Annotated in this window: 1 protein-coding gene; it reads right to left on the reverse strand. The window is 69.7% G+C overall.

The annotated features are described in order from the left end of the window. A partial coding sequence (locus tag EOA27_RS39200; RefSeq protein WP_127259051.1) for a sigma-70 family RNA polymerase sigma factor occupies positions 1-530 on the reverse strand: 530 nt, incomplete at its 3' end. Positions 531-621: the final 91 nt, after the last annotated feature.

Below are 621 nucleotides of genomic sequence, written 5' to 3' on the forward strand. Positions count from 1 at the left end.
ATCCGGAGCACGTCGCAAAGCAGCAGCGTCGCGCGCTGCCTGGGCGGCAGCAGCTGGATCGCCGCGACAAAGGCGAGCCGTACCGCCTCGCGAGCCTCGTAGCGCGCTTCCGGGCCGGGCCCGTCGTCGGCAATGTCGGGCAGCTCCGCATCCGGATATGGATCCAGCCAGGCGAGCTCCGCGGTCGGGCCGCCGGTCGCGTCTCCTTCAGAGGGCGGCCGCCCGGGCTGCTCGAGAATGCGCCGCGCCGACGACCGTGCCTTGATTGCGTTGAGGCAGCTTTTGGTGGCGATCGCGTAGAGCCAGCCGCGCGCCGAGCCGCGCCCGTCGAATTGCGACCGCGCGCGCCAGGCCTTGAGGAACGTCTCCTGGACAAGATCGTCCGCCTCGTTGAGCGAGCCCATCATCCGGTAGCAATGCAGCTTGAGCCCCCGTCGGTGTGCGCCCCCCAGGCGTTCGAAGGCCAGCCGGTCGAGGACTGGCTGGCCTTGCCTACCTAAAGGCTCGATAGGGCCGGAGGCGTCAGTCATGGGAGGCCTGGGGCGCTGAATTCGGCCGCCATCCTGCTCGCCTCATGCCGCTGCCGCAAGGCCGCTGCCGCTCACGGTAAAGGAACTGCCC

The sequence above is a fragment of the Mesorhizobium sp. M2A.F.Ca.ET.037.01.1.1 genome, assembly GCF_003998075.1.
GTDB lineage: Bacteria > Pseudomonadota > Alphaproteobacteria > Rhizobiales > Rhizobiaceae > Mesorhizobium.